Origin of the sequence: Kocuria sp. APC 4018 (assembly GCF_030407675.1) — a bacterium.
GTDB classification, from domain to species: domain Bacteria; phylum Actinomycetota; class Actinomycetes; order Actinomycetales; family Micrococcaceae; genus Kocuria; species Kocuria rhizophila.
The window spans coordinates 1-25,062 of sequence record NZ_JASDCY010000012.1; the positions used below are offsets into that span (position 1 = coordinate 1).

A 25,062-nucleotide genomic window follows, 5' to 3' on the forward strand; every position below is an offset into this window, starting at 1 on the left:
GGATACCCCAGCCGAGCGTCTGCGTGATCTACTGACAACCACATAACCATCAGGTGTTGCGAGGACCCCTAGAAACCGCCCGGGCAGGAGGGGCGCCATGGGGAGAGGGCCGGAGCCCAGGCCGGGGTGGTCAGTTGTGGCGCTCGGCCTCGGCCAGTCGCTCCTGACGCAGACCGTGGGCACGCTCCAGAAGGTCGTGGTAGCGGGCCTCGGACTCGATGAGCTCGTCCCGGTACTTGGCCTTCACGGTGGGCAGCTGCTCGCGGTACTTCTTCATCTTCTCGGCCGCCTTGGTCCGCTCCTCCACGGGCGCCGACTCCGGCATCTCGAGGTAGCGCTCCGACCAGTCGCGTGCACCGTTGATGATCCGCACCGCGCGGCCCTTGGGGCTGAGCAGGGACGCCAGGACCGTGAGGACCAGAACGCCCACGATCACGGCCAGGGAGAACCCTGTGGTCACCTCGACCACGTGCACCGGCTCGCCGTCGTTGATGAACGGCAGGGTGTTCTCGTGCAGTGCGTGCAGGATGAGCTTCACGCCGATGAAGCCCAGGATGATGGCCAGACCCCACGAGAGGTAGATGAGCCGGTCCAGCAGACCGTCGATCAGGAAGTACAGCTGGCGCAGGCCCATGAGGGAGAACGCCGTGGCAGTGAAGACGATGTAGGTCTCCTGGGTCAGACCGAAGATCGCCGGGATCGAGTCCAGCGCGAACATGATGTCCGTGAGGCCGATCGCGACCATGACCAGCAGCATGGGCGTCATCACGCGCTTGCCGTCGACCTGGGTGAAGAGCTTGTCGCCGTCGTACTCGTCCGTGGTCTTGAGGAAGCGCTTGGCCAGCCGGACCATGATGTTGTTGGCGTCGTCGTCCTCCGCGGAGTCCGTGACCTCACCCTTGACCAGGTTGCCGGCGGTGTAGATGAGGAAGAGGCCGAACACGTAGAACAGTGCGGACCAGCGGTTGATGGCCGCCGCGCCCACGAAGATGAACACCGTGCGGGCGATCAGCGCCACCACGATGCCGAACAGCAGGACCTTCTGCTGGTCCGCCCGGGGCACCTTGAAGGACGCCATGATGATGAGGAACACGAAGAGGTTGTCCACGGACAGCGCCTGCTCCGTGACGAAGCCGGCGTAGTACTCCGCAGCGTAGGTGGGCCCGTCCCAGAAGAGGATCAGCAGCCCGAACAGCAGGGCCAGGGATACGTACAGCCCCGTCCACATGGCCGCTTCCTTGACGGTCGGCTCGTGCGGCTTGCGGGCGTGGAAGATGAAGTCGTAGGCCAGCAGCCCCACGATCAGTGCAATGGTGAGACCCCACTGCAGACTGGAGATGTCCACGGGTACCCCTTAGGTGAGAAGACGACAGGGAACAACCCGGGTGCGGGCCGTACAGGACCGCCAGTTTACCCGACCCCCTGGTGTGGCCAGGAGGGACGTGGCCCCGCTCACGCGTGGCCGGCGTCCTTCATGCGCCGCAGCTCCTTCTTGAGGTCCGCGATCTCGTCCCGGAGCCGCCCGGCCAGCTCGAACTTGAGCTCCGCGGCGGCATTGCGCATCTGCTCGCTGAGGTCCTCGATGAGCTGGACGAGGTCCTCCGCGGGCGCCGCGGCCACCCCGTCCCGCAGCAGCTTGGACTCCGCGGCGGCCGCCGCCTGGTCCTTCTCGGAGTTCTTCCCCTTGCCGCCCTTGACGGGGGCGGTGTGGTTGTTGGCCGCGGAGCGCTGGGCCAGCAGGGTCCTGGTGTCCTCGTCCTCGCGGGCCAGCTGGTCCGTGATGTCCGCGATCTTCTTGCGCAGGGGCTGGGGGTCGATCCCGTGCTCCGTGTTGTAGGCGACCTGGATCTCGCGGCGGCGGTTGGTCTCCTCGATGGCCACGTCCATGGAGCGCGTGATCTTGTCCGCGTACATGTGGACCTCGCCGGAGACGTTGCGGGCGGCACGGCCGATCGTCTGGATCAGGGACGTGGTGGAGCGCAGGAAGCCCTCCTTGTCCGCGTCCAGGATGGCCACCAGGGACACCTCGGGGAGGTCCAGGCCCTCACGCAGCAGGTTGATGCCCACGAGGACGTCGAACGTGCCCATGCGCAGCTCGCGCAGCAGCTCCACACGACGCAGGGTGTCCACGTCCGAGTGCAGGTACTGCACCTTGACCCCGTGCTCCATGAGGTACTCGGTGAGGTCCTCGGCCATGCGCTTGGTCAGGGTGGTCACCAGGACACGCTCGTCCCGCTCCACGCGCAGCTCGATCTGCTCCAGGAGGTCGTCGATCTGGCCCTTGGTGGGCTTCACGACCACCTGCGGGTCCACCAGCCCCGTGGGCCGGATGATCTGCTCCACCACCGAGTCCACCTTGGACATCTCGTACGGACCGGGGGTGGCGGACATGTACATGGTCTGCCCGATCCGCTCCAGGAACTCGTCCCACTTCAGCGGGCGGTTGTCCATGGCGGAGGGCAGCCGGAAGCCGTGGTCCACCAGGGTGCGCTTGCGGGACATGTCCCCCTCGTACATGCCGCCGATCTGGGGCACGGTCACGTGGGACTCGTCGATGATCAGCAGGAAGTCGTCCGGGAAGTAGTCCAGCAGACAGTGGGGGGCGGACCCGCGCGGGCGGCCGTCGATGTGCAGCGAGTAGTTCTCGATGCCGTTGCAGTAGCCCATCTGCTCCATCATCTCGAGGTCGTACTGGGTGCGCATGCGCAGCCGCTGGGCCTCCACGAGCTTGTTCTGGGACTCGAGCTCCTGCAGCCGCTCCTGCAGCTCGTTCTGGATGGACTCGATGGCCGTGGCCATCCGTTCCGCACCGGCCACGTAGTGGGAGGCCGGGAACACGTACATCTCCTGCTCCTCGTTGATGACCTCCCCGGTGAGCGGGTGCAGGGTGTAGATGGCCTCGATCTCGTCCCCGAAGAACTCGATGCGCAGGGCGTTCTCCTCGTACATGGGGATGATCTCCACGGTGTCCCCCCGCACGCGGAACGTGCCGCGGTGGAAGTCGACGTCGTTGCGCACGTACTGCATGTTCACGAACTGGCGCAGCAGGGCGTCCCGGTCCATCTCCTGGCCCACGGCCAGGGTGACCATCTGCTTGACGTACTCCTCGGGCGTGCCCAGGCCGTAGATGCAGGACACGGTGGAGACCACCACGGTGTCCCGGCGGGTCAGCAGCGCGTTGGTGGCGGAGTGCCGCAGCCGCTCCACCTCCTCGTTGATGGAGGAGTCCTTCTCGATGAAGGTGTCCGTCTGCGGGACGTAGGCCTCGGGCTGGTAGTAGTCGTAGTAGGAGACGAAGTACTCCACCGCGTTGTTCGGCAGCAGCTCCCGCAGCTCGTTGGCCAGCTGCGCCGCGAGCGTCTTGTTCTGCACGAGCAGCAGCGTGGGCCGCTGCACGGCCTCGATCAGCCAGGCCGCCGTGGCGGACTTGCCGGTGCCCGTGGCGCCCATGAGCACCACGTCCTTCTCCCCGCCCTGGATCCGCTCCGAGAGCTCCGCAATGGCCTTGGGCTGGTCCCCGGCGGGCTGGAACTCGGACACGACCTCGAACGGCGCGACCACACGGTTGATCTTCTGGGCGAGCGACATGGCACCAGGCTACGCGGGCCCTCCGACACGCACGACGACGCCGCAGGGCCGCCCGGGTGCCCCACCGCACCCGGGCGTGCACCACAGGTCGGGCTCCACCGGTCGGGCCCACCACGTTGGCCCGGCTTACCCCTGGCCACGGCGGGTCAGCGGCGACCGCGGTGCGGTTCCCGGCTCAGCCCGTCTGCTCCGCCCACCACCCGTGCACCTGGCGCACGAGGTCCTCACGCGTACCGGAGTTGTCGAACACCGTGGTGGCCACGGCGCGGCGCTGCGCGTCCGAGGCCTGGGCGGCGATGCGGCGTCGTGCGTCGTCCGGGTCCATGCCGCGGTCGGCGACCATGCGCCGGACCCGCTCGGCCTCGGGGGCCTCGACCACCAGCACGCGGTCCATGTCCGCGTGCTGGCCGGTCTCCACGAGCAGCGGGATGTCTTGCACGAGCACGCCCCCCGGCGGGACGGCGGCCGCGAGCCGCGCGGCCTCGGCCCGCACCAGGGGGTGCATGATGGCGTTGAGCTCCGCGAGCCGGGCCTCGTCCGCGAACACGATCCCCGCCAGCGCCGCGCGGTCCAGGCGCCCGGTGGCCGCATCCACCACGGTGTCCCCGAAGTGCCCGACCACGGCCTCGTAGCCGGCTTCTCCCGGTTCCTGCAGCCGGCGCGCGATCGCGTCCGCGTCCACGACCACAGCCCCGAGGTCCGCCAGGCAGCGGGACACGGTCGACTTCCCGGAGGCGATGCCTCCCGTGAGGCCCACGCGCAGCACGTCAGTGCGCCCTGGGCGTGCGAACGGTGTCGTCATCGTCAGCGGCCTCCTTCGGCTCGTCCTCGTCGAGGACCGGGCGGACGGCGTCCTCCCAGATCTCCCGCACCTGCTCGCGGACCCGCTCGACGCCGTCGTCGTTGACGATCACGCGGTCGGCGACCTCACGGGTCTCGTCGTCCGACGGGGCCTGGTCCACGATCTCCCACGCGACGTCCGCGGGCACGCCCTCGTCACGGCGCAGGCGCTGCACGCGCTCCTCCGCCGGGGCCGCGACCGCGACCACGAGGTCGAAGCGGTCTCGCTGCTCGGTCTCCAGGGGGTCCCGCAGCACCTGGACCACCACGCGGTCGGGCCCGGCTTCCCGGGCACGACGCCGCGCGGACTCCCGCATGTGCGGCAGCAGCAGCTCGTGGGCGCGGGCCCGGACGGTGTCGTTGCCCGCCATCAGCTCGTCCAGTGCCTCCATGGTGTCCGCGGCGCCCGCCCCGGGCCCCGTGGGCAGCTGCTCCCCGAAGATCCGGTCCACCTCCGCGCGCGTCTGCGTACCGGGTTCGAGCAGCTCCTGCCACATCTGCACGCTGTCGAGCATGGCCGCTCCGAGCTCCTCGAACGCGTGCGCGGCGGTGCGCTTGCCCGCCGAGGCGCCGCCCGTGAGGGCGAGCTGGAAGACCGGGCGCCCCTCCTGCTCGCGCTGCCAGTGCCACGTGCGAGGCTGGTGGGTGTCGTTCTCCGGTTCCGTGCCCACCTCGTACTCGGGACGGATCACGTACTCGGACACCACTGAGGTGTCCTCCTGCGCCCGACGGTGGTACTCCTCCGCGGGCAGGACGCGCTTCCACTGCCGGGTGCGCATGGGCTTGGCCGTGCCCGCGTCCTGGCGCAGGGCCTGCAGCAGCATGACCGCCTGCAGCACCACGAGCAGCATCACGGGCGCCCCGATCACGATGATCACTTCCTCCAGGGCGTTGAGCCCGTTCTCACCCGAGGTGATCAGAATGGCGGTGCACACGGCCCCGACCGCCAGTGTCCAGAAGATGCGCTGCCGCCGCGGCGCCTCGTCCTCGTGCCCGTTGGCCATGGCGTCCATGACCAGAGCACCGGAGTCGATCGAGGTGATGAAGAAGATCGTGATCACGACCAGGGCCACGAGCGCAGTGACCCCGAAGAACGGCATCGACTGCAGGAACTGGAAGAGCGCAGCCTCCGCGTTGCCCTGCGTCACGATCGTCTCCGTGAGACTGCCCTCGGTTCCGGGGGCCCGGTCCACGCGGATCGCGTTGTAGCCGTAGATGCCCATCCAGACGACCACGAACGCGGACGGCACGCCCAGCACACCCACCACGAACTGGCGGATGGTGCGCCCCCGGGAGATCTTGGCCACGAACATTCCCACGAACGGCGCCCACGTGACGGTCCACGCCCAGTAGAACACCGTCCAGTCACCGGACCACTGACCGCCCCCGAAGGTGTCGTTGAAGAACGCCAGCGTGGGCAGCTGGTTGACGTAGCTTCCCGCGGACTCCACGATCGCGCGCATCGTGTCCATGCTGGCACCGGCCATGAGCACGAACAGCATGAGCGCGACCGCCAGGATGATGTTGCCGTACGAGAGCCGCTTCACGCCCTTCTCCATGCCCGCGAGCACGGAGGCCAGCCCCACCGCGGTGATGACCGCGATGATCGCCGCCTGGATCCAGCCGGCCACGGGGATCCCGTACACGTAGCTCAGCCCGCTGTTGATCTGCAGGGCCCCCAGGCCCACGGACACCGCCAGGCCGAACACGGTGGCCACGATGGAGAGGACGTCGATGGCCTTGCCCCACGGGCCGTGGATGCCGTCCCCGAGCAGGGGGTGGAACGCGGAGGAGACCCGCGGGGGCAGCTTCCGCTTGTACGTGAAGTAGCCGAATGCCAGACCGGGCACGGCCAGAATGGCCCACATGTGGAGACCGAAGTGGAAGTTGGCGATGTTCAGGGCCTCCACGGCGGCCTGGTCGGACCCGGGCTCCGTGCCGTACATGGGCGGGTTGGCGTAGTGGTTGATGGGCTCGGCCACGCCCCAGAACATGAGCACGGCACCCACCCCCGCGGCGAACAGCATGCCGAACCAGGTGAGTCCCGAGTACGCGGGCGCGGAGTCGTCGTCGCCCAGCCGGACCCTGCCGTAGCGGCTGACGGCCAGGCCCAGGGCGAAGATCACCAGGGAGGTCACGCTGAACGTGTAGAACCAGCCCGTCTCGTAGCGCAGCACGTGGGCCACCGCCCCGAAGACGCCGTGCACGGGCTCCGGGAAGAGCCCCATGGCCACCGTGAAGACGACGACGAGTGCGGCTGAGGCGAAGAAGATGGAGGGCGTGGTGCGCAGCCCGAGACGGTCGTGGAGGCGGTTGAGCACGGAGCGGCACTTTCAGTTGGTGGTCGGAACGCACTGGGCCACCGCGTCGGCGGCCCAGCCCACTGTAGCGGCCCCCGGCTCCCGGGCACGGCAGCACTCTGCCCCGATTCCGCGCGGGACCGCCCACCGAGAGGGATGCGCTCGCGGCGACCACCCCGAACACGCACGCGACGCGACCACCCCCGGCAGGCACGCCACGCGACCCGGTGCAAGAGCCCGTGCCCGGTCTCCCTAGACTGGGAGGATGTCCTCCCATCCGATCCCGGAGCGCCCCGGGGCCGAACAGGCCACCCAGGTCTCCTACACGATCCTGCGGTCCGGAGCGGCGCACACCGCGGAGCTCGAGATCAGGAAGTCACGGTTCCTCGCCGTGCTCGCCCGCGTGGACTCCGAGGACGCGGCCCGTGCGGCCATAGCCGAGGTCACGGCGCAGCACAGGGACGCCCGCCACCACTGCACCGCGTTCGTGCTGGGGCCCACGCGGGACACCACACGTTCCTCGGACGACGGGGAGCCCGCAGGCACCGCGGGCATCCCCATGCTGCAGACCCTCACGCAGTTCGCGACCCCGCAGCAGCGGATTGCGCAGGAGGCGGGAGACCTCTCGGACGTGTGCGCCGTGGTGGTCCGCTGGTTCGGCGGCGTGAAGCTCGGCGCGGGAGGTCTGGTGCGCGCCTACTCCGGGGCCGTCACGGCCGCTCTCGAGACCGCTCCCCTGGCCCGCAGGCTCCGCTGCCGGGAACTGAGCGTGACCGCACCGCACCCCGAGGTCGGGCGGATCGAGGCCGAGCTGCGGTCCCAGGACTACACCATGCTCCCCACCGGCTACGACGCCGCCCGCGCCACCCTGCACCTGCTCGTGCCAGACCACCCTGCCCAGATCGCACGGGCCCACGAGGACCTGGCCGCGGCGACCTCCGGTCACGCGGAGGTGGCAGAGGGAGCCATCCGGTGGCAGGACGTGCCCCTGGGCTGACCGGGCGGACATGCGAAAGGTCCCGCACCCCGGATGGGGTGCGGGACCTTTCTCACGGGCGGGTTTCCCTCACGAGATCACCCACACGCTCGACTCAGTGGCCGGTGAGCTTCTCGCGCAGAGCGGCGAGGGCCTCGTCGGACGCCAGCGTGCCGGAGTCCTCGGCCGGGGCCTCGGACGAGTAGCTCGTGGGGCCGGAGGAGTGGCTCTGCGACGGGCTGGACGAGGAGGAGGACGACGAGGACGACGTGGTCGCGGCCTCGGCATCGTCCTGGATGTGCTTGCGCACCTGCTCCTTGTGCGCCTCCCACCGGGACTGGGCCTGAGCGTACTGCTCCTCCCACGCGGCGCGCTGCTCCTCGTAGCCCTCGATCCACTCGTTGGTCTCGGGATCGAAGCCCTCGGGGTACTTGTAGTTGCCCTGCTCGTCGTACTCCGCGGCCATGCCGTACTGGGCGGGATCGAACTCGGTGGACTCCGGGTCCACGCCCTCGTTCGCCTGCTTCAGGGACAGCGAGATGCGGCGGCGCTCCAGGTCGATGTCGATGACCTTGACGAACAGCTCCTCGTTGACGGAGACGACCTGCTCGGCCATGTCCACGTGGCGCTGGGCCAGCTCGGAGATGTGCACCAGGCCCTCGATGCCGTCCTCGACGCGCACGAACGCACCGAACGGAACCAGCTTGGTGACCTTGCCCGGCACGACCTGACCCAGGGCGTGGGTGCGGGCGAACAGCTGCCAGGGATCCTCCTGGGTGGCCTTGAGGGACAGGGACACGCGCTCGCGGTCCATGTCCACGTCCAGGACCTCCACGGTGACTTCCTGACCGACCTCGACGACCTCGGAGGGGTGGTCGATGTGCTTCCAGGACAGCTCGGAGACGTGCACGAGGCCGTCCACGCCACCCAGGTCCACGAACGCACCGAAGTTGACGATCGAGGACACGGTGCCCGTGCGGACCTGGCCCTTCTGCAGCTGCTGCAGGAAGTTGGCGCGGACCTCGGACTGGGTCTGCTCGAGCCATGCACGGCGGGACAGCACCACGTTGTTACGGTTCTTGTCCAGCTCGATGATCTTGGCCTCGAGCTGCTGGCCGATGTACGGCGCGAGGTCGCGGACGCGACGCATCTCCACGAGGGAGGCCGGCAGGAAGCCGCGCAGGCCGATGTCCAGGATGAGACCACCCTTGACGACCTCGATGACGGTACCGGTGACGACGCCGTCGTCCTCCTTGACCTTCTCGATGTCGCCCCAGGCGCGCTCGTACTGGGCGCGCTTCTTGGACAGGATCAGGCGACCTTCCTTGTCCTCCTTGGTGAGGACCAGAGCCTCCACCTCGTCACCCACGGCCACGACATCGTCGGGGTTGATGTCGTGCTTGATGGACAGCTCGCGAGAGGGGATGACACCTTCGGTCTTGTACCCGATGTCCAGGAGGACCTCGTCGCGGTCGACCTTGACGACGGTGCCTTCCACGAGGTCGCCGTCGTTGAAGTACTTGATGGTCGCGTCGACAGCGGCGAGGAAGTCCTCTTCGGTTCCGATGTCGTTGACGGCGACCTGCTGGGTGGTGGTGGTCATGTAGTAGGGACTCCGATGGAATTGGTGTGATGGATTGTCACTTCCGCACCCGCGCCGCGAGGGCACGGCGGAGCGGAAGAGTAGAACTTGGTGTGGGCGTGCGAAAACACGCACCGTACCAGTCTAGTGCCCGGCAGGTGCGTGTTCAAGCGGCTGAGAGTCAGAACGGGGAGATGCAGTACGGGTCCGCCGTGGTGGTCATCAGGTCCTGGAGGTCCCGCAGCGCGTCGTCGTCCCGCACCCGCAGCAGACCCGCCTGGTGCAGCGTGGACGCCTTGACCGCGCCCAGGTAGAGGGAGCCCAGCAGGTCCACGGTCAGCGCGGCGTCGACCCCCTCCGGCAGCTCGACCTCCGGCATGGACGCGCCCGCCCGGTCGCTCTCGGTCCGGGGCCGGTCCCCCACCCGCGCCACGCGGGTCTCCCCGTCCGTGGTGTCGATCTCGTAGATCCCGTCCGCGAATCCCAGCGAGTCCACGATGGACAGAGTCATCTTGCGGTGCGCGGTGTAGTGACGGGCGGACAGCGCGGCCACGGGGTCCAGGACCCGCAGCCACACCCGGTCCGCGCGCTTGTGCACGGTGTACGCGGACATGTCCACCATGCCCCACATCAGGGGGTCCTCGATGGGTGCCGACTTGTAGCGCACCTCGGTGACGAGGTCCAGGTTGCACAGGAACTCCCACAGGGCGATCTGCGCCTGGGAGTCCGCGCCCACCAGGTCAACGACCTCAAGGGTTCCCTCGTAGCCCTGGGTGGGCAGGAACTTGTAGCTCACGTAGCCGTCCGGCCGGCCCTGCTCGTCGTAGTGCACGGCGGTGCGCAGCTCGGGCTCGGCGGCGCCGCGGTGCCAGTTCCACTGCCCCGAGACGTAGTCCCACCACTTCACAGTGCGCCGCAGCGAACCGGCGGTGGAACGGTGGAAGCGCTCGAAGATCTGCGGGGCCAGCTCGGCAACGGCCAGGTTGTCGGCCATCTCCACCGTCCCCACGGTGGGGGCCTTGAGCTGGAGCCGGGAGTGCGCGTCCACCGTGACCTCGGCGTTGAACGTGGCGGCACCGAATCCGAACCGGCCGTAGATCGTGGCCTCGGAGGCGGTCAGCGCCGCCACCGGGAACCCGGCCTCGTGCGCCTCGGTGAGGTCCTGCGTCATGAGGCGGCGCAGCAGACCCCGCCGGGCGTGGGTGGGTCGCACGGTGACCTCGGAAATCAGCCACGCCGGGATGCTGCGGCCCTCGCCCAGCGTCAGCTCGGAGTCCCACGAGCAGAACGTGGCCACGGGACGCTCCGCACCCAGGGCCGCGGGGGGCACGGGATCCGCCGTGTACACGGAGCGCAGCCGGGTGCCCGCCTCCCGCAGGGAGCGCAGGATCCGCCGGGTGGCCTCGTCGGTGGGCTCGGCGTCGTGGAACCCCTGGTACACCGCGCGGTTCCACTGCACGGCCTCGGGGTTGTCCGCGAGCGAGCCCTCGGTCACGGAGAACCGCCGCAGCCGGTAGGTGTTGCCCCGTGCGGTGTGGGTGATCTCGGCGGGCTGGTCCTGAGGGGGTGTCGTGCTCATCGTGCTCCTTCGTTCCGTGCACCGGCCCCGGGCTCCTCCCACAACGGGGAGGAACCGTTCGGGGCCGCAGGGGGTGGGGGTGCTGTGCCCGGCAGCCGGTCCGGGCTGCCGGGCCGTTCGCGGGGGCGGGGTCAGTGCGCCGCCTGGTGCCACGTGGGCCCGGTGCCCACGTTCACATCCAGCGGCACCGTGAGATCGGCCGCGCCGGCCATCTCGGTGCGCAAGATTTTCTCCACGGCGTCCTTCTCGCCGGGGGCCACCTCCACGATGAGCTCGTCGTGGACCTGCAGCAGAACGCGGGAGCGGAGCTCACCGTCTCGCAGCGCCCGGTCCACACCGATCATCGCCTTCTTGATGATGTCCGCAGCGGACCCCTGGATGGGAGCGTTCAGGGCCATGCGCTCCGCGGCCTGGCGGGCCTGCCGGTTGTCGCTCGTGAGGTCCGGGAGGTAGCGCCGGCGGCCGTCGATGGTCTCGGTGTAGCCCTTGGAACGGGCCTCTTCCACGACGCCGCGCAGGAAGTCCCGCACGCCCCCGAAGCGCTCGAAGTAGCCGCTCATCATGGTCCGGGCCTCGTCCACACCGATGTTCAGCTGCTGGGAGAGTCCGTAGGAGCTCAGTCCGTAGACCAACCCGTAGCTCATGGCCTTGACCTTGGATCGCATCTGCGGGGTGACGTCCCCGGGGGCCACGTCGAAGACGCGGGAGCCCACGAACCGGTGCAGGTCCTCACCGCCCCGGAAGGCCTCGATCAGCCCCTCGTCCCCGGACAGGTGCGCCATGATGCGCATCTCGATCTGGGAGTAGTCCGCGGTCATCAGGCACTCGAAAGGACCCGTGGCGTCCTCCCCCACCACGAAGACGTCTCGGATGCGCTGGCCCTGCTCGGTGCGCACCGGGATGTTCTGCAGGTTGGGGCCCGTGGAGGAGAGCCGCCCGGTGGCCGCCACGGTCTGCTGGTAGGTGGTGTGGATGCGGCCGTCGTTCGCGATCGCGTCCCGAAGCCCCGCCACGATCTGCTTGAGCTTGGAGTACTCGCGCCAGTGCATCAGGGCCACCAGGAACCGGGAGCCGGGGGTGTCCGGGGAGACCTTGCCGATCAGGTCCGCCACGGCGGCGGCGTCCGTGGTGTAGCCGGTCTTGGTCTTCTTGGTCTTGGGCAGTCCCAGCTCGTCGAACATCACGGCCTGCAGCTGCTTGGTGGAGCCCAGGTTGACCTCGTGGTCGAGCTGCGCCTGGGCCTGCTCGAACGCCTGGTCGATGGGGTGCTGGAGGTCCTCGAACAGGGCGTCGATCCCCGGCCGGTCCATCGCGATCCCGGTGGCCTCCATGCGCGCGAGGATCACCGCGAGCGGCATCTCGAGCTCGGTGAGCAGCCCGAGCTGCCCGTCCGCCTCCAGCAGCCCGCGCAGGTGCGCGCTGAGGTCGCGGCACGCGCGACCGAGGGTGGCCTCGCGCACCAGCACCGCCTCGCTCACGCCAACGAGCTCGTCCTCCTCGTCCAGGGCGAGCTCGGTCTGCCCGTGCGCATCCCCGGCGGTGTCCTCCGCCGCGGGCACCTCGACCTCGAGGTGCTGGGCCAGCTGGGCCTCCAGCTCGTAGGAGCGCAGCGCCGGCCGGACCAGGTAGCCCGAGAGCTGGACGTCGTCCACGGCCCCCGCGAGGTCGATGCCGCGCTGGATCAGCCCGTGGTAAAGGTCCTTGAGGCCGTCCACGACCTTGGGGGCCGCGGCGTCCCCGAGCCAGGACTCCACGACGTGCGTGAGGTCCTCGTCCGCCGCTACGAGATCGACCGCGGCGCCCGTGTCCCCGGTGAGCACGAGCGTGGTGACCTCTTCCCCGCTGAGCGCCTTGGGGTCCGGGGACAGCCGGCGCACGACCACGGGCACACCGTCCTCCTGCACGGCCAGCCAGTCGGCGAACTCCTGGGCGGTGCGCACCACCGTGATGTCCGTGACGGGGGCGAGAACGGCGGCGTCGTCCGCGGGAACGTCCCCGCCGAAGGCATCCAGCAGGCGTCCGCGCAGCTGGGAACCGAACTCGAGCTCGTCGAAGACCTCGCCCACGCGCTCGGCGTCGGCCCGCGGCAGCACTGCGGTGGACAGGTCGATGTCCAGGGGCAGGTCCGTGACCAGCCGGTTGAGCTTGCGGTTGCGCCGCACGAGCTCCTCGTTCTCGCGCAGGGCCTCCCCCTTCTTGCCGGTGATCTGCCCGGCGTGCTCCAGCAGGGACTCCACGGGGCCGTAGGCGGTGATCCACTTGGCAGCGAAGCCGGGGCCCACCCCCGGGACACCCGGGAGGTTGTCCGCGGTCTCCCCCGTGAGCGCGGCGAGATCGGGGTAGTTCTGGGGTGCCACCTTGTACTTCTCGAAGACGGCGGCCGCGTCCATGCGCCGCAGGTCCGAGGGTGTGCGGCCGGGGTAGACCACGTTCACGTGGTCCGTGATCATCTGGAACGCGTCCCGGTCCCCGGAGAACACGAGGACCTCGAAGTCGTCCGCAGCGGCGCGGGAGGCCAGCGTGGCCAGGACGTCGTCCGCCTCGTAGCCCTCCATGGTGACGATCGGAACGCCCAGCGCCTCCAGGACGCGCTGGATGTTGGGAACCTGGCCGTGGAACTCCTCGGGGGTCTCGTCGCGGCCGCCCTTGTACTCCCCGTACTCCTGGGAGCGCAGCGTGGGGCCCTCGAGGTCGAAGGAGACCACCAGGTGCGTGGGCTTCTCCTCGCGCACCAGCTTGACCATGGTGTTCACGAAGCCGTAGACGCCCTCCGTGTGCACCCCCTCGGAGGTCACGAATCCGGGACCGCCGCCGTACTCGGCGGCGCGCGACAGCGCGAAGAAGGCGCGGAACGCCAGGGAGTGCCCGTCGATGAGCAGCAGCCTCCTGTCCGGGCGGGACACCGGTTCGGGCAGGGGCACCTGCTGCGGGGCGTCGGTCTTCTCGCCGATCACCACCGTGCGGGGCGTGCTCGGATCCTGGCTGGGCTGCTGGCTCGTCTCGGTCACGCACCCATCCTAGGGGCACCCCCGGACAGGGAGCTGGGGGACGCTCAGGCCACCTGGTTGATGATGGCCTCCGCGACCTCGCGCATGGACAGTCTGCGGTCCATGGAGGTCTTCTGGATCCAGCGGAACGCCTCGGGCTCGGACAGCCCCATCTTGGACTGCAGCAGGGACTTGGCGCGCTCCACGAGCTTGCGGGTGGCGAACTGCTCCTTCATGTCCGCGACCTCGTTCTCGAGCGCCTCGATCTCCTCGAAGCGGGACATGGCGATCTCGATCGCGGGGACCACGTCGTCCACGGTGAACGGCTTGACCACGTAGGCCATGGCCCCGGCCTCGCGGGCGCGCTCCACGAGCTCGCGCTGGCTGAAGGCGGTCAGCAGGACCACGGGGGCGATCCGGTCCGCGGCGATCTGCTCCGCGGCCGTGATGCCGTCCATCACGGGCATCTTGACGTCCATCAGCACGAGGTCCGGGCGGTGCTCGGTGGCCAGGGCCACCGCCTGCTCGCCGTTCTCGGCCTGGGCCACCACGCGGTAGCCGGCGTCCTCGAGCATCTCCACGACGTCCATGCGGATCAGGGCCTCGTCCTCGGCCACGACCACCGTCCGGGGGGCGGAACCCGTGGCACCCGCGGTCGAGGCGGTCTCCTGCTCGCCCTGCTCCTGCGCCGTGGCGGGGTCAGGGTCGGGGGTGGTCGGCATATCCGTCACGGGCACTCCTGGTCTCGAGGTGGTCACGATGTTCTCGACACCGCATCCAACCACGGGAGCGGCCCCGGCGCCCCGTGAGACACAGCACACCGCCGCGCCGGGCGGGGTCACCGGCGGAGCGCCCGGTGTCCCTGTCATGCTAGTCCCATCATGTAGGCTGTGAGCCGCACCGGCGCCGGAGCCCCCGGATCCCTCGGCGATCCGCAGCGGCAGACGCACGGTCCGGGCCCAAGTGGCGGAATTGGCAGACGCGCCGCACTCAAAATGCGGTATGGAGACATGTGTGGGTTCGAGTCCCACCTTGGGCACCACCAATCACCTGGTCAGAGCACCAGCGAAACGGCCCCGTTGACGCGGGGCCGTTCGTCGTTCCCGGGTGCCCGTCCGGACGGCCGCTGCCTCCTCCGGACCGGCACCTGCCCCCGGGCGGAGCCGGTGGACGGTCCCCACGAAGACGACGCGGGGTGCCGATCCCTCGGATCCGCACCCGCGTCGTCGTCCACGGCGCCCCGGTCAGACCGGGAGCGTGCCGTTCAGCCGGTTACCGGCTCACGGCTCGCGCCAGGAACCGGACCCGCGCAGCGTCTCCCGCCACGGGCCCACACCCTCGTGCGGTTCGCGCTGCGGGGCCTCCCCCGCGTCCTGGAGGTCCCCCACCCGGTGCACCTTCACCAGGTTGGTGGACCCGGCGTGCCCTGGGGGCGAGCCGGCGCAGATCACGACCATGTCCTGCGTGTCCGCGAGGTCGTACTGCAGCAGGTGGTGGTCCACCTGACGGGTCATCTCGTCCGTGTGCTCCACGCGGTCCACGCGGATGGGCTGCACGCCCCAGAGCAGCTGCAACCAGGACTGCACGCTCTTCTCGGGCGTGAAGGCCAGGATGGGACGGTCGGGCCGCAGCCGGGAGAGCCGGCGTGCGGAGTCCCCGGACTGCGTGAAGGTGCAGATGTAGGGGACGTCCAGCTGCCGGGCGATGGTCACCGCCGCGCGGGTGACCGCGCCCCCGCGGGTCCGCGGCTCGGTGCCGAGCGGCGGCATCCGGTCCATGCCCTCGGTCTCCGTGGCCTCGATGATGCTCGCCATGGTCTCGAGCGTCTTGATGGGGTACTTGCCCACGGAGGTCTCGCCCGAGAGCATGACCGCGTCCGCGCCGTCGAGCACGGCGTTGGCGCAGTCCGAGGCCTCGGCGCGCGTGGGGCGCGGGTTGTCGATCATGGACTCCAGCACCTGGGTGGCCACGATGACCGGCTTGGCCCAGCGGCGGGCCAGCTCGATCGCACGCTTCTGGACGATCGGCACGGCCTCGAGCGGAAGCTCCACACCGAGGTCGCCGCGGGCCACCATGATGCCGTCGAACGCGTCGATGATCTCGTGCAGCGCGTCCACCGCCTGGGGCTTCTCGATCTTGGCGATCACGGGAATCTTGCGACCCTCCTCCGCCATGATCTCGTGCACCCGAGTGATGTCCTTGGCGTCCCGCACGAAGGACAGCGCGATGATGTCCACGCCGCGCTGCAACGCCCAGCGCAGGTCCGCCTCGTCCTTGTCGCTGAGGGCGGGGACGTTGACGGCCACGCCCGGCAGGTTGATGCCCTTGTGGTCGGAGACCGGTCCGGCCACCACCACCTCGGTGGTGACGTCCGTGTCCGTCACCCCGGTGGCGCGCAGGGCCACCTTGCCGTCGTCGATCAGCAGCGGGTCCCCCACGGAGACGTCCCCGGGCAGGCCCTTGTGGGTGGTGGAGCAGATCTCCCGGGTCCCGGGCACGTCCCGGACGGTGATCGTGAAGGTGTCACCGACCTCCAGCTCGTGCGGGCCGTCCGAGAAGTTGCCCAGGCGGATCTTGGGGCCCTGCAGGTCCGCGAGGATCGCCACCGTGGTGTCGAGCTCCTCGCTGGCCCGGCGGATGTTCTCGTAGGAGGCGCTGTGCACGGAGTGGTCCCCGTGGCTCATGTTCAGGCGGGCCACGTTCATGCCGGCCCGGATCGCCTGGGTGATGTTCTCGTACGAGGAGATGGCGGGGCCGATGGTGGCCACGATCTTCGCTCGACGCATGGGGTGACTCCTTCTCGAAGAACGGATGGTTGTCACACACAACGGAAGCGGCCGGGTCACGCTGCCGATGCTGCGTGGCCGCGGCCGCTCCGCCGATGTTGCCTCCAGCCTAACAATCCCGGGCGGCGGAAGAACATGAGCCCGCTTACGGGGCGTCGCACGCTGCGTCACACCCGCCGCGCGGAGTACGACGCCGCCGGGCCGGCGTCCGCGGGCCGGGGACCGCCGCGGCGGGCCTCACAGGCTCAGGTCGATCGCCCGCTCCGAGGGTGCCACGGGCTCCGGCAGCCGGGTCTGGCCCGTGAGGTGGCGCTCCACGTTCGCGGCGCACGCGCGACCCTCCGCGATGGCCCAGACCACGAGCGACTGACCGCGCCCGGCGTCGCCGCACGAGAACACGCCGTCGACCTCGGTCATGTAGCTCTCGTCCCGTGCCACGTTGCCGCGGCCGTCCAGCGCCACGGGCAGCTGCTCCGTGAGCTGCTCCGACTCGTTGCCCGTGAACCCGAGGGCCAGCAGCACGAGGTCAGCGGGCAGCACCCGTTCCGTGCCGTCACGGGGGCCGCGGGAGCCGTCCTCGCGGTACTCGGTCTCGGCCACGCGCAGCCCGGTGACGTGCCCGTCCTCCCCCACGAACTCCACGGTGGAGGCCAGGAAGGTGCGCTCCCCGCCCTCCTCGTGGGACGTGGAGACCTCGAAGACCTTGGGCATCATGGGCCACGGCTCCTCGTCCGCCCGGTCCACGGGCGGCTTGCGGCCGATGGCCAGCGACGTCACGGACGCGGCCCCCTGTCGCAGGGCAGTGCCGATGCAGTCGGAGCCGGTGTCCCCGCCGCCGAGCACGATCACGTGCTTGCCGCGCGCGTCCACCAGGTCCGGGACCTCGTCCCCCGCCACGTGCCTGTTGGAGCGCACCAGGTAGTCCATTGCGGGGTGGATCCCCTCCAGGTCCCGCCCGGGGATCTCCAGCTCGCGGGGCAGCGTGGCACCCGTGGCCACGATCACGGCGTCGTACCGCCGGCGCAGCACGTCCCACGTGATGTCCCGGCCGATCTCCACGCCCGGTCGGAAGCGCGTGCCCTCCTGGCGCATGACGTCCAGTCGGCGTTCCAGCACCGACTTCTCCAGCTTGAAGTCGGGGATGCCGTAGCGCAGCAGCCCGCCGATGCGGTCGTCGCGCTCGTACACCGCCACCGTGAACCCCGCCTGCGTGAGCTGCTGGGCCGCCGCGAGGCCCGCGGGACCGGAGCCGACCACCGCGACGGTCCGGCCTACGAGCCGCTGCGGGATGCACGGCTCGATCAGGCCGTCCTCGAACGCCTTCTCCCCGATCGCGTACTCCACCTGCTTGATGGTCACGGGATCCTGGTTGATGCCCAGCACGCACGAGGACTCGCACGGCGCCGGGCAGACCCGGCCGGTGAACTCGGGGAAGTTGTTGGTGGCGTGCATCCGCTCGGACGCCTCGCCCCACTGCTCCCGCCACACCAGGTCGTTCCACTCCGGGATCAGGTTGCCCAGCGGGCACCCCTGGTGGCAGAAGGGCACGCCGCAGTCCATGCAGCGCCCGGCCTGCTGGTGGAGCACACCGGCCTCCTGGCGCTGCTGGACCTCCTTCCAGTCCATCAGGCGCACCGGGACGGGACGCTTGGGACGGTCCGCGCGCTCGCGGACGGTCAGGAAACCACGGGGATCAGCCACGTCGGGTCGCCTCCAGGATCTTGTGCCAGGTGCCGTCGCCGTCCGGGTCCTCGCCCTCGGCCTCGGCCTCGTTGCGCAGTGCCAGCACCGCGGAGTAGTCCCGCGGCAGCACCTTGGTGAAGCGGGTCAGGCTGTGCTGCGGGTCCGCGAGCAGCGTGGCGGCGAACTCGGAGCCCGTCTCCTCGCCGTGGCGCTTGAGCAGCTCCAGCACCAGCTCGCGGTCGTTGCCGTCCAGGTGCCCGAGCTGCAGGTCGCCGTTCGCGCGGGCCTGCCGGTTCACATCCGTCTCGTCCAGGTCCAGCACGTACGCCACTCCCCCGGACATGCCGGCGCCGAAGTTGCGTCCGGTCTCACCGAGCACGAGCGCGACGCCGCCGGTCATGTACTCGCAGCCGTGGTCCCCGATGCCCTCGACCACCGCGGTGGCGCCCGAGTTGCGGACCAGGAACCTCTCGCCCACCACGCCGTTGAAGAACATCTCACCGCTCGTGGCGCCGTAGCCGATCACGTTGCCCGCGATCACGTTCTCGTGGGCCGTGAAGCCCGCGTCCCGCGGTGGTCGCACCACGATCCGCCCGCCGGAGAGTCCCTTGCCGGTGTAGTCGTTGGCGTCCCCCTCGAGACGCAGCGTGATGCCGCGCGGGATGAACGCGCCGAGCGACTGGCCCGCCTCACCGGTGAGGGTCACGTCGATCGTGTCGTCCGGCAGCTCGCGCGTGCCCAGGGCGTTCGTGACCGTGTAGCCGAGCATGGTGCCCACCGCACGGTCCGTGTTGACCACGCGTTCCTGGACCCGCACGGGCTCCGCGCGCTCAATGGCCGGGGCCGCGAGCGGGATGAGCCGGTTGTCGAAGTGCTTCTCCAGCTCGTGGTCCTGCGACGTGGTGTTGCGCAGCCCGTCCGTGACGCCCTCCGCGCGGAAGGAGTCCAGCACGGGGCTCAGGTCCAGTCCCTTGGCCTTCCAGTGCTCAACGGCCTCCCGGGTGCGCAGCACCTCGGCGTGGCCCACGGCCTCCGCGATGCTGCGGAAGCCGAGCTCCGCAAGGTGCTCGCGCACCTCCTGGGCGATGAACTCGAAGAAGTTCACCACGTGCTCCGCCTTGCCCGTGAACCGCGAGCGCAGCTCGGGGTTCTGGGTGGCCACGCCCACGGGGCACGTGTCCAGGTGGCACTTGCGCATCATGATGCAGCCCTCCACCACGAGCGGCGCGGTGGCGAAGCCGAACTCCTCGGCCCCGAGCAGCGCGGCCACGACCACGTCCCGCCCGGTCTTGAGCTGCCCGTCCGCCTGCACCACCACGCGCTCGCGCAGGCCGTTGAGGCGCAGGGTCTGCTGGGTCTCGGCGAGTCCCAGCTCCCACGGCATGCCCGCGTGCTTGAGCGAGTTCAGCGGCGCGGCGCCGGTCCCGCCGTCGTGGCCGGACACCAGCACGACGTCGGCCTTGGCCTTGGTCACGCCCGCCGCCACGGTGCCGATCCCCCGTTCCGAGACGAGCTTGACGTGCACGCGCGCCCTCGGGTTTGCGCGCTTGAGGTCGTAGACGAGCTGCGCGAGGTCCTCGATCGAGTAGATGTCGTGGTGCGGCGGCGGAGAGATCAGGGACACCCCGGGGGTGGAGTGCCGGGTGCGGGCGATCCACGGGTAGACCTTCTGGGCCATGAGCTGGCCACCCTCACCGGGCTTCGCGCCCTGGGCCATCTTGATCTGCAGGTCGTCCGCGGAGGCCAGGTAGAGGCTCGTGACGCCGAAGCGTCCCGAGGCCACCTGCTTGATGGCGGAGCGGCGCTCGGGGTCCACGAGCCGCTCCACGTCCTCACCGCCCTCGCCCGTGTTGGACTTCCCGCCCAGCCGGTTCATGGCGATCGCGAGGGTCTCGTGCGCCTCCATGGAGATGGAGCCGTAGCTCATGGCACCGGTGGAGAAGCGCTTGACGATCTCGCTGACGGGCTCGACCTCGTCGATGTCCACCGGCTCCCGGGTGGAGGCGAAGGTCATCAGCCCGCGCAGGGAGGCGATCTCCCGGGCCTGGCTGTCCACCCGCCGCGTGTAGGACTTGAAGATGTCGTAGCGCCCCGTGCGCGTGGCGTGCTGCAGCCGGAACACCGTGTGGGGGTCGAAGAGGTGGCGGGGCCCCTCGCGGCGCCAGTCGTACTCGCCGCCGGTCGCGAGGTCCCGGTGGGGTTCGGTGACGCCGTCCTCCGGGTACGCGAGCCGGTGCCGCGCCTCGGTCTCCGCGGCGATGACGTCCAGGCCCACGCCCTCGATCTGCGTGCGGGTTCCGGAGAAGTAGTCCGCCACGAGCTCGCTGGAGAGCCCGAGCGCCTCGAAGGTCTGGGCACCGCAGTAGGACTGCACGGTGGAGATGCCCATCTTGGACATGATCTTCTGCACGCCCTTGCCGAGCGCCGTGATGAGGTTCGCCACGGCCTGCTCCTCGGTGACGCCGGTGACCTCGCCACGCCGCACGAGCTCCTCGGCGGACTCCATGGCCAGGTACGGGTTCACGGCGGAGGCGCCGTAGCCCAACAGCAGCGCCACGTGGTGGACCTCCCGCACGTCCCCGGACTCCACGATCAGCGCCACCCTGGTGCGGGTGGCCGAGCGCAGCAGGTGGTGGTGCACCGCGGAGGTCAGCAGCAGGGACGGGATCGGAGCCCACGCCCCGTTGGAGTCCCGGTCCGAGATGATCACGAACTGCACACCGCGGTTGACCGCGGCGGAGACCTTCTCGCAGATCTCCGCGATCCTGTCGCGCAGCGAGCGCGCGCCGTCCACGGGCCGGTAGAGCCCGCGCACGCGCAGACTCAGCGACGCGCCGTCGTCGTCGTCCAGGTGGGCGAACTGGTCCAGCTGGTCGTTGTCGATGACGGGGAAGTCCAGGCGGATCTGCCGCGTGCGGGTCTGGGCCGTGGAGAGCATGCTGGCCATGGGCCCCACGGCGCCCGCCATGGAGGTCACGAGCTCTTCGCGGATGGCGTCCAGCGGGGGGTTGGTGACCTGCGCGAAGGACTGCACGAAGTAGTCGTAGAGCAGCCGCGACCGGTTGGAGAGCACGGCCACGGGGGTGTCGGTGCCCATCGCGTAGATGGGCTCGGCGCCCGCCGTGGCCATGGGGCCCACGATCATCTTGAGCTCTTCCTCGGTGTATCCGAAGGTCTTCTGCCGCAGCCGCACGGAGTGGGCCGGGTGGCTCATGTGCTCACGCTCGGGGAGCTCGGAGACCGGCCGGACCGACTCCCTCACCCAGTCCTCCCAGGGTTTCGCGGCGGCGAGCTCCTCCTTGATCTCGGCGTCCTCCACGATCCGCCCGGCCCGGGTGTCCACGAGGAACATGGTGCCGGGGGCCACCCGGCCCTTGCGGACCACACGGCGGTCCCCCACGTCCACCACGCCCACCTCGGACGCGAAGACCACGAGGCCGTCCTCGGTCTGCCAGAAGCGCCCCGGGCGCAGCCCGTTGCGGTCCAGCACGGACCCCACGCGCACGCCGTCCGTGAACGACACGCACGCCGGCCCGTCCCACGGCTCCATGAGCGTGGAGTGGTACTCGTAGAACGCCTTGAGCCGGGGGTCCATGCTCTCGTGGTTCTGCCAGGCCTCCGGGATCAGCATCAGCATGGTCTCGGTGATCGGGCGTCCCGCGAGCTGCAGCAGCTCCGCGACCTCGTCGAGGGACTGGGAGTCGGAGGCCCCCTCGGAGCAGATCGGGTAGAGGTCCTCGGGCTGGCGGCCCAGCACGGCGCCGGACATCGAGGACTGCCGGGCGCGCATCCAGTTGCGGTTGCCCACCACGGTGTTGATCTCCCCGTTGTGCGCCAGGGTGCGCATGGGCTGGGCCAGGGGCCAGGACGGGAAGGTGTTGGTGGAGAACCGGGAGTGCACCACGGCCAGCTCGGTGGTGAAGCGGGGGTCGGAGAGGTCCGGGTAGAACGGTTCGAGCTGCGCCGTGCTGAGCATGCCCTTGTACACGAGCGTGCGGGAGGAGAAGGACGGGAAGTAGATCCCGAACTTGTTCTGGGCGCGTTTGCGCACGCGGAAGACCCGCTGGTCCAGCTCCAGCTGCGCGGCATCCCGCTCGGACGACGCCGCACCGTCAGCGGACGGGGAGGCGGCAGCCTCCGCTGCGCCCGCGGCCGCGACGAAGACCTGCACGAACGTGGGCATCACCGCGCGGGCGGAGGCCCCCACGGCGTCCTCGACCACCGGGACGTCCCGCCAGCCCAGCACGGTGAGCTGCTCGGCGCGCGCGAGGTCCTCGAGCGCTGCCTTGAGCTCGGACAGGTGGGCTCCGCCGGTGGGCATGAACGCCGTTCCCACGGCGTAGGAACCACGAGGCGGCAGACGGAAGTCCACGCTCTGCCGCAGGAAGTCGTGCGGGATCTGGGTGAGGATGCCGGCGCCGTCGCCCGTGCCCTCGTCCCCGCCCACCGCGCCGCGGTGCTCGAGGTTGCGCAGCGCGGTCAGCGCGGCGTCCACGATGTCGTGGGAGGCCGAGCCGTTCAGGGTGGCGACCACCGCGAGGCCGCACGCGTCCTTCTCGTCCTCCGCGTGGTAGAGCCCCTGGTCCTGGGGCACGGCGGAGAAGCGCTCGAAGGGAGAGACGACCTCGGGTCCGGTGCCGGTGGGCGCGTGGTCCGCGGGCTCGTGCTCGCGGGGCGCCGCGTGGGGCGCGTGCTGCTGACTCATGACGGAGCTCCTCACCAAGGGGTGGGCTGGTCTGGTGCGTCGACGATGCCCGGGAACACTCGGTGGGTGCGCGGCGGACGTCGTGGGATCCAGGTGACGCCTGTGTCCGCCCCGTTGCGGAAAGGATGCGGCTTCGTGGGAAGCCGTGGATCGGCACCGGTGGGAGCCCGGGGTGGCGGTTCCCACGCGGTGCTCCGGTAACGTAGCACGTTGCTCAGATCACAGCCGGACCCGGCCCCACGATTCCAGCATGTGGACACTGTCCGCATGCCGGACACGGCACCGCCCCGGGTCACCGGTCGGAGGATCCGGTGCCCGGGGCGGTGGCCGCACGGGTGGGCGGTGCGCTCAGTCCGCGCTCGGCGCGGCTCCCGACAGCGTGGCGGCCGGCGTGGTGGGCCCCGTCCGCCGGGCGCGGCGCCCCAGGACGAGGAACAGCACCAGACCGCCGAGCACGATCAGCAGGGACGTCCACACGTGCACGCGCACCCCGAGCACCATGAGGGCCGGGTCCACGCGCAGGAACATCTCGATGAACAGCCGCCCCACGCCGTAGTACACCATGTAGAGCGCGAAGACCCGGCCGTGGGTCACGCGCATCCGGCGCTCGGCGAGGAGCAGGAGCACCACACCCAGCAGGTCCCACAGGCTCTCGTAGAGGAACGTGGGGTGGAACAGGGTGTCCGGGGGCAGCCCCGGCGGGAAGTTCGCAGAGCTCGGGGAGATCTCCAGGCCCCACGGCAGCGTGGTGGGTTTGCCGAAGAGCTCCTGGTTGAACCAGTTGCCCCAGCGGCCGATGGCCTGGGCGAGCAGCAGCCCCGGGGCCACACAGTCCGCGAAGACGTGCAGCGGCAGACCGTAGCGGCGGCACACCAGCCACGCGGCGCCGGCACCGGCGGTGACCGCGCCCATGATGCCGATCCCGCCCTCCCAGATCCGGAATACATCCCACGGATCGGCACCCGGGCCGAAGTAGCCCATGGGGTCGGTGATGAGCACGTGGTAGGCACGGGCGCCCACGATCCCGGCGAGCACCGCCCAGAAGACGATGTCCCACAGCACATCCGGGTCCTGCCCGCGCCGGGTCCAGCGCCGCATGGTCAGCCCCACGGCCAGCGCCATGCCCAGCAGGATGCACAGCGCGTAGAAGTGGATGGTGAGGAAGCCGATGTGGATGCTGCTGATCTCCGGCGAGGGGATGGACGCCGGGACCACGAGGCCCATCACGCTCGTCCCGCGAGCTCGGCGGCCAGTCGTCCCACGGCGTCGGGACCGCCGTCCCGCAGCGCCCGCACGAGCGCCGTGCCCACGATGACGCCGTCCGCGTACTCGCCGATCTCCAGCACGTGCTCGCGGGTGGAGACCCCCAGGCCCACGCACACCCGCTCCGCGCCAGCCGCGCGGGCACGCGCCACCACGTCCTCCGCGGCGGAGGACACGCTGTCCCGCGCACCCGTCACGCCCATCACGGACACCGCGTACACAAAACCCGACGACGCGTGCACGGTCATGTCCATGCGCTCGCGCGTGGTGGACGGGGCCACCAGGAAGATCCGGTCCAGCCCGTGCTCCTCGGAGGCCGCGAACCATTCACCGGCCTCGTCCGGGATCAGGTCCGGGGTGATGATCCCCGCTCCCCCGGCCTCGCTCAGCCGGCGGGCGAACCCGTCCACGCCGGTCTGCAGCACGGGGTTCCAGTAGGTCATGACCACCGGAACGGCATCCGTCTGCTCTGCCACGGCGCGCACCACGGTGAACACGTCCGAGACGCGGAAGCCGTTGGCCAGGGACTCGGTGGTGGCGGCCTGGATCACGGGGCCGTCCATGACGGGGTCCGAGTAGGGGATCCCGATCTCGATGACGTCCGCGCCGTTGCGTCCGAGGGCCACGGCTGCCTCGACGGACTCCGCCACCGTGGGGTACCCCGCGGGGAGGTAGCCCACGAGCGCGGGTCGGCCCTGCTCCCGGCACTGCTCGATCCTGCGGGACAGGGCCGAGTCCCCCGCCCGGGACAGGTTCTGCGGCACGATCCGCCC

The 25,062-nt window shown here is 70.2% G+C and carries 14 protein-coding genes and 1 tRNA gene; 2 read left to right on the forward strand and 13 right to left on the reverse strand.

Features of this window, described 5'->3' with window-relative positions; translation table 11 throughout:
- Positions 1-130: 130 nt before the first annotated feature.
- From QL985_RS03695 to QL985_RS03710, 4 genes are all read right to left on the reverse strand, one after another.
- Positions 131-1,345, reverse strand: coding sequence for a TerC family protein (locus QL985_RS03695; protein WP_059281259.1), 1,215 nt, complete (start codon positions 1,343-1,345; stop codon positions 131-133).
- Positions 1,346-1,452: 107 nt separating this feature from the next.
- Positions 1,453-3,588 carry an excinuclease ABC subunit UvrB gene (gene uvrB / locus QL985_RS03700; protein WP_039101214.1) on the reverse strand — a complete coding sequence of 712 codons (2,136 nt, stop codon included), beginning with the start codon at positions 3,586-3,588 and terminating at the stop codon, positions 1,453-1,455.
- A gap of 175 nt (positions 3,589-3,763) precedes the next feature.
- A complete protein-coding gene (gene coaE, locus QL985_RS03705) occupies positions 3,764-4,390 on the reverse strand; it encodes a dephospho-CoA kinase (protein WP_059281258.1) in 627 nt (208 codons plus the stop codon).
- On the reverse strand, positions 4,356-6,749 hold the full coding sequence (locus tag QL985_RS03710; RefSeq protein ID WP_059281257.1) for a dephospho-CoA kinase: 2,394 nt from the start codon (positions 6,747-6,749) through the stop codon (positions 4,356-4,358). Before QL985_RS03710 ends, coaE begins: the two co-directional genes overlap by 35 nt.
- 244 nt (positions 6,750-6,993) lie before the next feature.
- Between QL985_RS03710 and QL985_RS03715 the strand changes: the two genes are divergently transcribed.
- Entirely contained in the window at positions 6,994-7,725 is a 732-nt protein-coding gene (locus QL985_RS03715; RefSeq protein ID WP_059281256.1) for a YigZ family protein, read from the forward strand.
- Between the two features lie 94 nt (positions 7,726-7,819).
- On the opposite strand, the gene rpsA is transcribed toward QL985_RS03715, so the two are convergent.
- The 4 genes from rpsA to QL985_RS03735 all read right to left on the reverse strand — a co-directional run bounded on the left by rpsA (position 7,820) and on the right by QL985_RS03735 (position 14,574).
- On the reverse strand, positions 7,820-9,307 hold the full coding sequence (gene rpsA, locus QL985_RS03720; protein WP_059281255.1) for a 30S ribosomal protein S1: 1,488 nt from the start codon (positions 9,305-9,307) through the stop codon (positions 7,820-7,822).
- A gap of 160 nt (positions 9,308-9,467) precedes the next feature.
- Positions 9,468-10,865: a GNAT family N-acetyltransferase gene (locus tag QL985_RS03725; protein ID WP_059281254.1), complete on the reverse strand. Its 1,398-nt coding sequence runs from the start codon at positions 10,863-10,865 to the stop codon at positions 9,468-9,470.
- Between the two features lie 131 nt (positions 10,866-10,996).
- Positions 10,997-13,873 carry a DNA polymerase I gene (gene polA, locus QL985_RS03730; protein WP_059281253.1) on the reverse strand — a complete coding sequence of 959 codons (2,877 nt, stop codon included), beginning with the start codon at positions 13,871-13,873 and terminating at the stop codon, positions 10,997-10,999.
- 44 nt (positions 13,874-13,917) lie between these two features.
- Positions 13,918-14,574 carry a response regulator gene (locus QL985_RS03735; protein WP_224764872.1) on the reverse strand — a complete coding sequence of 219 codons (657 nt, stop codon included), beginning with the start codon at positions 14,572-14,574 and terminating at the stop codon, positions 13,918-13,920.
- A 235-nt stretch (positions 14,575-14,809) separates the two neighbouring features.
- Here QL985_RS03735 and QL985_RS03740 point away from each other — a divergent pair.
- Positions 14,810-14,894, forward strand: a tRNA-Leu gene (locus tag QL985_RS03740).
- A gap of 238 nt (positions 14,895-15,132) precedes the next feature.
- Here QL985_RS03740 and pyk read toward each other — a convergent pair.
- From pyk to trpA, 5 genes are all read right to left on the reverse strand, one after another.
- Positions 15,133-16,638 carry a pyruvate kinase gene (gene pyk / locus QL985_RS03745; RefSeq protein WP_019309084.1) on the reverse strand — a complete coding sequence of 502 codons (1,506 nt, stop codon included), beginning with the start codon at positions 16,636-16,638 and terminating at the stop codon, positions 15,133-15,135.
- A 237-nt stretch (positions 16,639-16,875) separates the two neighbouring features.
- Positions 16,876-18,339, reverse strand: coding sequence for a glutamate synthase subunit beta (locus QL985_RS03750; RefSeq protein WP_259906024.1), 1,464 nt, complete (start codon positions 18,337-18,339; stop codon positions 16,876-16,878).
- Positions 18,332-23,026, reverse strand: a complete 4,695-nt coding sequence (gene gltB, locus QL985_RS03755; protein WP_259906023.1) for a glutamate synthase large subunit — start codon at positions 23,024-23,026, stop codon at positions 18,332-18,334. The genes QL985_RS03750 and gltB overlap by 8 nt, the downstream gene beginning before the upstream one ends.
- Positions 23,027-23,374: 348 nt before the next feature.
- The gene (gene lgt, locus QL985_RS03760; protein ID WP_208546894.1) at positions 23,375-24,250 is read right to left on the reverse strand and encodes a prolipoprotein diacylglyceryl transferase; all 876 of its coding nucleotides are present in this window, start codon (positions 24,248-24,250) and stop codon (positions 23,375-23,377) included.
- Entirely contained in the window at positions 24,250-25,041 is a 792-nt protein-coding gene (trpA, locus tag QL985_RS03765) for a tryptophan synthase subunit alpha (protein ID WP_259906025.1), read from the reverse strand. The genes lgt and trpA overlap by 1 nt, the downstream gene beginning before the upstream one ends.
- Positions 25,042-25,062 lie beyond the last annotated feature (21 nt).